The sequence below is a fragment of the Bacillus sp. L_1B0_5 genome, assembly GCF_000836715.1.
Taxonomy (GTDB): domain Bacteria; phylum Bacillota; class Bacilli; order Bacillales; family Bacillaceae_G; genus Bacillus_A; species Bacillus_A thuringiensis_S.
On sequence record NZ_JXIS01000144.1, the window covers coordinates 1 to 9,337 of the forward strand.

Sequence of the window (9,337 nt, forward strand, 5' to 3'; positions counted from 1 at the left end):
TGCGGCTTGATCTATGTCATAATCTGTCGTTCCAATGTTTAATGCATCTTTCGCGTCATTTGTAAACAGTGCATTCACAACTTCTCGTTCTGATTCTAAATTTTGGTTCTCTGTCTCATCTAATACAGATTGAGTGATTGGAATAATTTCGATTCTGTCAATAATCACTTGATTATTTGAAGTCATGTTTAATGGTTGAATAGCTATAGTTATCAGTTGATTAGAAGATAATCTCATCGGTACAATTGCATCAAAAGGATCTTTGTATCTAAACTCTTCATATTTTAAATCTGTAGGTATTATATTATTAGGTCTTGAAAACGTAGATTCTGTACTAATCGTTGTTCCTCTAGAAACTCCTTGTAATACATATGATACATTCAATACAATTGGACTATTTGCAGCATAACGTATGCGTAATCCGTAACTTCTTGTAGGATCATTAAAAATACTTGTTTTACATTGAATCTCCATTCTGCCTGATAGAGTACCATTGCTTGTAAGAGCAACTAGATCCCCCCCTGTATGACCAGGTCCCTTGATTACTTTAGCTGTTGCATTCAAGGAGTTAGATTTTACGGCCGGAACTTGTGTGATAGCATCTGTGTATATTTGATTATTAGGGTCAACAATCTTATGTGTCCAAGCAAATGAAACCCTGTTACTGTTATAATCTATAACATCAGTTTTTATATAGCTTAAAATATGCGTATAATCATTTACAGTTGGTTGATTAGGTGTGTTCTCATTTGTTGAAAATCCAAAAAATGTGGTCCTTAAACCTTCAGGAGTTGGTGTTATATTTGAATTATAAGAGGCAAGAGTACCATCAATTTTGTAGAAATCCATTTTTGTAACTCGATTAGAGGGGGAGCTAGTATCTGTGATAGAAGTTTTATAAACATTAGAATTAAGTTGAATTTGATGAGTAAGATTTGAACCAAAACCAGAACTTCCATAAATTCCACTTTCTTGCATTGCAGAAGAATTTGTATATGAAAACCCAATTTTATTGGCAGATAAAAATCTTAAATCTTGATATATAGTATTGGTCCAGAAATCTACTCTCTTTAGCCAAGTGAATAAATGAACATCTCGTGTAAGTGCTGCCTCCAGTGCTGCTATAGATTTACTAGAAGGAGATTCTACTAAAGCTGTATAAATCTCTCTTGTAAATTCTGTTTTTGATAGTTTCGTATTATCTATTTTGTCCGCAGGGTATCGACGTGGATCATAACTGGCAAAAAGAGCGAGTATATCTAATACTTGAATAGTCATCTCTCTTTTATAATCATTAAACGTAATCCATTGTCCATTAGATTTATTTCTAAGTACATCTAAACCTTTATTATACCATGTAATGCTATGTGCAATATATTCTTTAGTGTACTGCACCATAGTGTTATATAGTTGGTCACCAGCACTACGTGCTAAAGACCATTCTTGTGCATTTATGAGGCCATCTCTTATTAAAAGTAAATTGAAATTTGCTACTTGTGCGTATATTGGTAATAACAATAATTCATAACCTACTAAGTTGCTAAAATAAACTGCGGTCTCTCGAAGTTTGGCACTGGTTAAGTTAAATTGAGTTATTACTGCTGTTCTATAGGACTGGTTATTAGGCTCTCTTTTCCAAGTGTTAAATTTAGTTGTATATTGATCTAAATAATCTTTCACAACCGTCATTTTTGCATTTGCATCTGTTCGTACATAAGCTGTTACAGTTTGATCAATAAGATTCCCTGTATTGGTCATGAAATCATTCCAAACTCTTTCAGGCGTTGGAGTATTAGTCGGCCAAAGAATAGGAAGCACCGCGCTAAGTACGGTTAAGACAGTACCTGCAGGTGGGTTTACAAATTTAAGGATAGCTCCAGCTACTTTTAAAGCGGTACTAACTGAAGAAGAATTAATCGCAGCTGGATTAACGCCATACTGTTGGTTATTTTCACACATGGCTAGCCAATCTTTATAGTTCGTGTTTTTCATTGACCCTTGTAAGTCATTCGCTAACGGATAGCCTGAATTCATATTTATTCCTCCTATATTCACATTGGATACAATCTTTTTCTGGTGTAACAAAGATTGATATAAACTATTTTGAATTCATACGATTTAAAAAGACCAAAAGTGCAAATACATATTCCTTGAAAAAATTGATACGGATTCCTATGAACAATTCTTATCTAGACCTTGTATAATTCATATCATTATATTAAAATATAAAATTAACGATATGTTCCAATACTCAATCTACACATACAGTCTCTGGACAATTTACAGAAATCTTTTTCAACTTATATACAAAAAACAAAACATTCCTTTCTATATTATAGACTCACTAATCCCAATCATATTTCTGTACCAATATAATTATTCCATTTTTATTTGACCATATTTTTTCACTTCAAAATAATTTTCCATACATATCGTTAGTGGTTATCAAGCATCCAAAATAATATATTGTTCGATATTCAGAAAATTCAAATCGATTTTCGGGAGTATACAACAAAAAAACAGCTATAATAACAATCCAAAGATTAATAAATATATACCTTCAAGTTATTGAGGTGCGACGCCCTCTATAAAGGGAGTTTTTTCTTTATCTTATTCCATGTTATATTGGGTACCTCTCAAATAAATACACTTATGGTCTTGATTTTTATACTATCCTAAACATCCCCTTTACTTCTGGTTATAATTTTTCGCATCTTCCTCTAAAGGCTGTACGGGAATAATTATAGATTATGCATCTGTTATCTTGCCATCACATATCAATGAAACTAATAGCTCATACCAATGTCCCATGATTTCCCCCCTTCTCTAAGTATCATACATAGATTATTCTTATTTACCGCTTGCTCTCGTAGTTTTTGAAGATAGGTGCGCGTCTATAGCTAATTCCAATTTTTTTCGAAATCGAATAATCGCAATCCTTACTATAAAAAAGGGCCGGTAGTAACATTTCTTTTGTTTTCCCAGATGCGAATAAACAAAGAAATCAATTAGCACGCAAATAATACATGGTCAATAACAACTTCATATTCACGGTTATCATTTGGCTCTGTAAAATAGTTGTTAGTCCTCCTGAAAAAATCATACAAATCCCCATACTTAACACAATATGTCAACCCCTTAGACTTTCTCTAATTTTTTTATGTACATATAGACTAGCTGAAAAAAATAAAAAAAACGTTGTCGAAGAAAGGATTCTTTTTGCTTTCTAAAGATAATGAGGTTATTTGTAGAAATATTATTAAAGGAATAGATACATAGAATGAGAATATTTAAAACTACATCTATCATATATCTGTGTTAATTGTATTAAACATAATAATTACATAGATAATGAAGGAGGGGAGTCTATATAAAAAAGATATGAACCATTGTTAAAAAATAATTGATGCTTGAATATCAATTATAGTCAAGGCTAAGAGTTGATATCGTCTTAAACTACTACTTTAGACCGTACGTTCGGAAAATAAATAGTAATTTAAAAGGGGGATTATTAAAATATGCACCTTAATAATTTGAATAATTTAGAAAACAATGGTGAATATCACTGTTCAGGACCTATTATTAAAAAACCGTTTAGGCATATTGCATTAACAGTTCCATCCAGTGATATAACTAATTTTAATGAAATTTTTTATGTAGAGCCACAATACATTGCTCAAGCAATTCGTTTAACAAATACATTTCAAGGAGCTATAGATCCACTTACCTTAAATTTCAATTTTGAAAAAGCTTTACAAATTGCAAATGGTCTTCCTAATGCAGGAGTTACAGGAACTATTAATCAAAGTGTAATTCATCAAACAATTGAAGTTTCAGTTATGATTAGTCAAATTAAAGAAATTATTAGAAGTGTGCTAGGGCTCGTTATCAATAGTGCTAATTTTTGGAACAGCGTAGTATCTGCTATTACAAATACATTTACAAATTTAGAACCTCAAGTAGATGAAAATTGGATTGTTTGGCGTAATTTATCAGCTACTCAAACAAGTTATTTTTATAAAATTTTATTTTCTATTCAAAATGAAGATACAGGTAGATTTATGGCAATATTGCCTATAGCATTTGAAATTACTGTGGATGTTCAAAAACAACAATTATTATTCATTACAATAAAAGATAGTGCACGATATGAAGTTAAAATGAAAGCTCTTACTGTAGTTCAAGCTTTAGATTCTTATAATGCACCCATTATAGATGTATTTAATGTTCGTAACTATAGCTTACATCGTCCAAATCATAATATTCTTCAAAATCTGAATGTTAATCCAATAAAATCGTAAGATTTTATAAAAAAATAACTAGAAATAGCCATAGTACTTTAGAGAGATAAATAAAAATAATTCTATTAGGAGCTCTTTGTATTAAGATGTTTTACTTCTTTTCAAACGCGCTCAAAATTTTTATCCAGTTTACTAAAAAAATGAAGAATCTAAACTAGATAATATTTTCTTTTTTTCAGCGCGTTGATAAACGAGGTCAATTTAACTCCGTCTCTTTTTAGTAATACTTGTTAATTATTTATTTATCTGTTCGAATAACTATGTAGCCAAACTCTCTGCGCATAAAATAATACGAACGTTTTGAAAAATAACTAGCATATATATTAAATCGACTTATTATAACATATGATGAAAATAAAAGAGGACCTGGGTATGGGTATGTTACGCTCATGGATTGTTAGGAGAATTAAGAAAGGCTGACGTTTACGTCTTGTGAAAAAGGATATATTACGAATATTGGAAACCCTAAAGGGTTTCTCAGCACTCTAAAAATCCCCTTATTAAAGATAAGGGGATTTTATAAAAGTTATTATAGTAACTCAGCAATTTAATTTTGTAAGAATCGTCGCATCTCCATTTCTGTTAATCCTGAAAATTTTGCAATATCTTCTATTGCCATTCCATTTTTATGCATACCACGAATAAGCTGCATTTTTCCTTTTTCGATACCTGTTTGCTCCGCATAAGCAAATTTTGCAGCTTCATCCATTAAAACTTTTTCTCTCGCTGCATACGCTTGGCGGAAAGAAGAATCTTGACTCATACGTTCCCATGTATTCATTGCTTTTTGTAAAATTGGATCTTGGTTCATGGCAATATCCTCCAATGTTTGGGTTAATTTTTCATCTTCATTTGCTGTGAGTAATAATAACCAGCGAACAAAAGAGTCTTCCCAAGGATTAATTTGTTCATTACACCATTGCTGCATTAGCTTGGGAATCTCCACAATATGAATTTCTATATCATCACTTAATACCTGTTGTTGTTGCTGATTCCATAAGATTCCTGTTGTATGAAATGCTTCATGTTTTGGAAACATCTCAAAGTTTAATAAATTAATCGTGATTGTTTGATGAAGAAAACTATAAGGCATCCCCTTTTGTAATTGAGAAGTATACAATCTTCCCCAGTAATATAAGCTTCTTTTAATCATATCGTGATTATTATTAAGCTGTATTTCTACATTTACCTTTGTTCCTGTATCTAATGCCGCTGAAATATCTAAAATTGATAATTGATAATTTATCTTCTTCATGCTCCCGGTGTAAGTACGGATCTTCTAATTGTAAAGAAACAATTGATGATTCTAATGAATTTTGTAACATGGCATTTAAAAAAGCAACCAGAATATCTTCATTTCCACTTGTACCAAATAATTGTTTAAAAGCAAAATCAATTCGTAAATTAACTAATTGTTGGTTGAACATGGGTTTTCCCCTCCCCATCTCATATGATGTTTTTCTATTATTGTACATAAAATAGTGGTAAACATGCAAAACAAGCTCTTATGTACATTGACATAAGGGCTTGTTTTACCACATATATAATTAACAGATTAGTTTGTTTTCATAGAGACTAAAATATTGCCTACTTTAAGAAAAACTCACATTTAGTATACAAAATAACTGCATAAAAGCCAATATAAAAATTCATATGCTCCATCTTGTCATGTGAACTAGAAACTTCTCCTCATGTAAACAGAATGAATATGGGGGACAAATTGGTTCCTATCCAATTTATCAAAATATACTTTTTCTATCTAAATACGAGCTGTAGACTATTTTTTACAGCTCGTATTTCAGCACTTTACCATCAGTCATAGGACATTATACACACGTACATGTTTTTGTGGCTTTATTTATAGTACTGCAGAGAAATATCCCATTAAATACAAGCCATTACAAAACGTAGATTCTACAAATCTGTTATTGTATACATTAGAGTGATTTATATGAATTATACTCAATTTTATCAAAATTAAGTGCATCGTAAGGAGTTATACGAAATGGTTCTGTTGTAAAGTTTTCTGCAGTAAGATAAATTTGTAAAATTAATGAGGGGAATAATTAAATATTTTAAAGAGACATTTTTCAAGAAAAATATTATTTTGGTAGCCGTTGGCTACATCCATAAGATTTCGAACCTCCCTTCTTACTTTCCATAAAAAGGAACAAAAGAAGATCATGCTCCACATCAACAAAAACACAGCCTTCGAATAGAATCCATCTGTCCCGCTTAAACTGAATTACAGAATTTATTAACAATTAAATGACAAGGATTTCGCATTTTTGAATTTGTTTAATGTAAAAAATTTTACAACAGAACTATTTATCTTAATAATCGGATGACTTTCTACAACTACATAACTTTAATATTGATTTAGTTTCTTCTAGTTTGAGCTGTAACAGCATTTCTTTTTTTATTACTGTTTTGAGAGTATCTACCGTGCTCTCGTTAGTTGCCAACAATTGATCAAGCGATACTTTTCCCTTTTTAAATTCAGTCACAACTGCTTGAACCTTTTCACCTTCTGCATTAATTACGTGGGCTAGTCCTAATTCTTCTAATCCAATTGATGCTAAGATAATATTAATTGCCTGCTCACGAGTTATATCCAATCCTTCTGGAATATTTGGAATTCCCATTTATTTCACCCCTCACTTATATTTTGGGACCATTTAAATTTGACAAGTAGTAAACATTATATTCACTACTATGCCCATATATGCAAAAATAGTTCTTTCAGAAGATACATAAGGGACAAAAGAGCTTTAGAACATATTGATTTCTTTGATCATATGTGAAATATAACGAATAGCTTAACATCCTAAAAATTTAAGACAATATCGCTTAATGCGTGAATAACTCTAATAATTCAAGATTGACTTTAACATCCTATCCACTTAAATTACTCCTATATTTTTCTATTACTTTAACAAAGCCTTTATGGCCAACCGCTACCAATTTAATATCTATTTTTGAATTATTATCTTATAAAACTCTCTATACATGATTCTCTTCATTAAACTCTTTTACATGTTAGCTAAATTTCAAGTACTTTATTATATGTTACTACATATAATAAAGTACTAAGAGAAGAGGAGCGATGGATATGGTTAAAGTTTGGTTAGATGCTGGACACGGTGCACATGATTCAGGTGCCGTTGGGCATTCCTTATTAGAAAAGAATATTGTGTTAGAACTTGCTTTATCTACATATGAATATTTAAATGAACATTATGACGATATCATAGTAGGTATGACTAGATTTAATGATACATTTAAAACTCTTCAAGAAAGATGCAATATGGCCAATCAGTTCGGCGCAGATATATTTGTCTCATTCCATTGTAATAGTGGTGCTACAAACGGTGTTCCCGGTAATGGATTTGAAACATTTCGTTTTCCTGGTACTACAGGTGATACACTACGTTTACAGCAAGTGACACACCATTCTATCTTTTCTTTTTATGCTAAACATGGACTTCGTAATCGAGGAATGAAGGAAGCTTCATTTGCCGTTTTAAGAGGAACAAACATGCCGGCTGTTCTAACAGAAAACTTATTCATGAATCATACTGAAATATTAAAATTTAATAATGCCACTTTTCTATATCATGTTGCTGAAGCACATGCACATGGTATCGCTGAATACTTTGGATTAAAGCCAAAAGTAGATAAAAATAAATTGGTACCCATTTATCAGATTCATCTCGGAGATTTTAACAGTATCGAATGGACTGCTGATACTTTGCGTAAAGTAAAAGAGATTTTTCCAGGCTATGGGGTTTGGACAAAATGCCTTGAAGGTAATGCACATCGTATCATACTGGGAGATTTTAGCGGTGAATCATGGGCTGACGATACTTTATCACAACTACAAGGAAATTTTCCAGACTATGGGGCTTGGAAAAAAAGATTAAATTAATTTCCCACACCGAATATTCCCATGAAATTAAGAATTAAAATTTAAAAATTCTCCTTTTACTTTAAAATTTATATTATAGAACTTTTAAAAAGATATAAGGTCTGGCTACAGGCAGCTAGATTATATTCAGCTCTTAATAAATTGCCGTAATTTGTTATGTGCAAAAAACAGGAGTTTTAAATAGCAAACTCCTGTTTTTTTACATGCAATAAATTAAACTTATTTTTTATACTAAGAAATAGAAGGTGGCGAAGATGATTGTATTAGCGATTTAGCTTCTTCTAACTTAAATTGTAATAACATTTCCTTTTTTATTACCGTTTTAAGAGTTTGGGTTACACTTTCATTTGTAGCTAATAATTGGTCAAAGGTAACTGTTTCTTTTTCAAATCCAGCCACAACTGCTTGCACCTTTTCGCCCTCTGCATTAATTACGTGAGCTAGCCCTAATTCTTCTAATCCAATAGAAGCTAAAATAATATTGATTGCTTGGTCTCTAGTAATATCTAAACCTTCTGGAATTGTTGGCATCCCCATTAATATCATTCCTTTTCACTTTATTTATAATCATTGTATCTTGAAATATTATATGTAACAGCTATTCCAAAGGTGCAGGGGGAATAAATTTAATCCAAAATATTTTTATGAAAATTCAATTCAGTACATGAAATTACAAGACTACCATATCGTATATTTTAAAGGCAAACATATCCAACAAGTTATTAACGTTATATCATCTGGATAATATTGTTATTTTATTTTTTAATTACTTTGATGTATCACAACTGAAACAAACTAGTTGTTCAATTTAACAAAAATTAATATTATCGGACTTTATAAACTTTTCTGAAAAATAGTATGGAAAATACACGATTCTGATAAAAAAACAGTCTCACTATTACTATCTTTTCTAAATAGTTAAAAGAGAATATACTTTATGCCCATATAACTTATTGTACAGTTCATTATGTAAATGTTCCCTGCGCATGTGTTATCAGTTGACTACACATCAACGATTTCAAGCATAATTTGGAATTCAAATACCATAAAAAAAGATAAGCTTTATACCTTCTAGGGGTACGGCAACATCGCCATCAAGCTAAGGAAA

General features: G+C 31.1%; 4 protein-coding genes and 2 pseudogenes. 2 read left to right on the forward strand and 4 right to left on the reverse strand.

Annotation, left to right across the window (positions count from 1 at the left end; translation table 11 throughout):
- A pseudogene (gene cry4Ba / locus RT27_RS30105) lies at positions 1–2,034 on the reverse strand (pesticidal crystal protein Cry4Ba); the annotation flags it as partial.
- Between the two features lie 1,484 nt (positions 2,035–3,518).
- Here cry4Ba and RT27_RS30110 point away from each other — a divergent pair.
- Positions 3,519–4,301: a type-2Aa cytolytic delta-endotoxin gene (locus tag RT27_RS30110; RefSeq protein WP_052497727.1), complete on the forward strand. Its 783-nt coding sequence runs from the start codon at positions 3,519–3,521 to the stop codon at positions 4,299–4,301.
- A gap of 547 nt (positions 4,302–4,848) precedes the next feature.
- Here RT27_RS30110 and RT27_RS30115 read toward each other — a convergent pair.
- Both RT27_RS30115 and RT27_RS30120 read right to left on the reverse strand, forming a co-directional pair.
- A pseudogene (locus RT27_RS30115) lies at positions 4,849–5,728 on the reverse strand (Rpn family recombination-promoting nuclease/putative transposase).
- Between the two features lie 906 nt (positions 5,729–6,634).
- Entirely contained in the window at positions 6,635–6,946 is a 312-nt protein-coding gene (locus tag RT27_RS30120) for a hypothetical protein (RefSeq protein ID WP_000512651.1), read from the reverse strand.
- A 467-nt stretch (positions 6,947–7,413) separates the two neighbouring features.
- Here RT27_RS30120 and RT27_RS30125 point away from each other — a divergent pair, with 467 nt between their 5' ends.
- Entirely contained in the window at positions 7,414–8,229 is an 816-nt protein-coding gene (locus tag RT27_RS30125; RefSeq protein ID WP_231577705.1) for an N-acetylmuramoyl-L-alanine amidase, read from the forward strand.
- A gap of 231 nt (positions 8,230–8,460) precedes the next feature.
- Here RT27_RS30125 and RT27_RS30130 read toward each other — a convergent pair whose 3' ends face one another.
- On the reverse strand, positions 8,461–8,766 hold the full coding sequence (locus RT27_RS30130) for a hypothetical protein (RefSeq protein ID WP_000525745.1): 306 nt from the start codon (positions 8,764–8,766) through the stop codon (positions 8,461–8,463).
- Between the last annotated feature and the right edge of the window lie 571 nt (positions 8,767–9,337).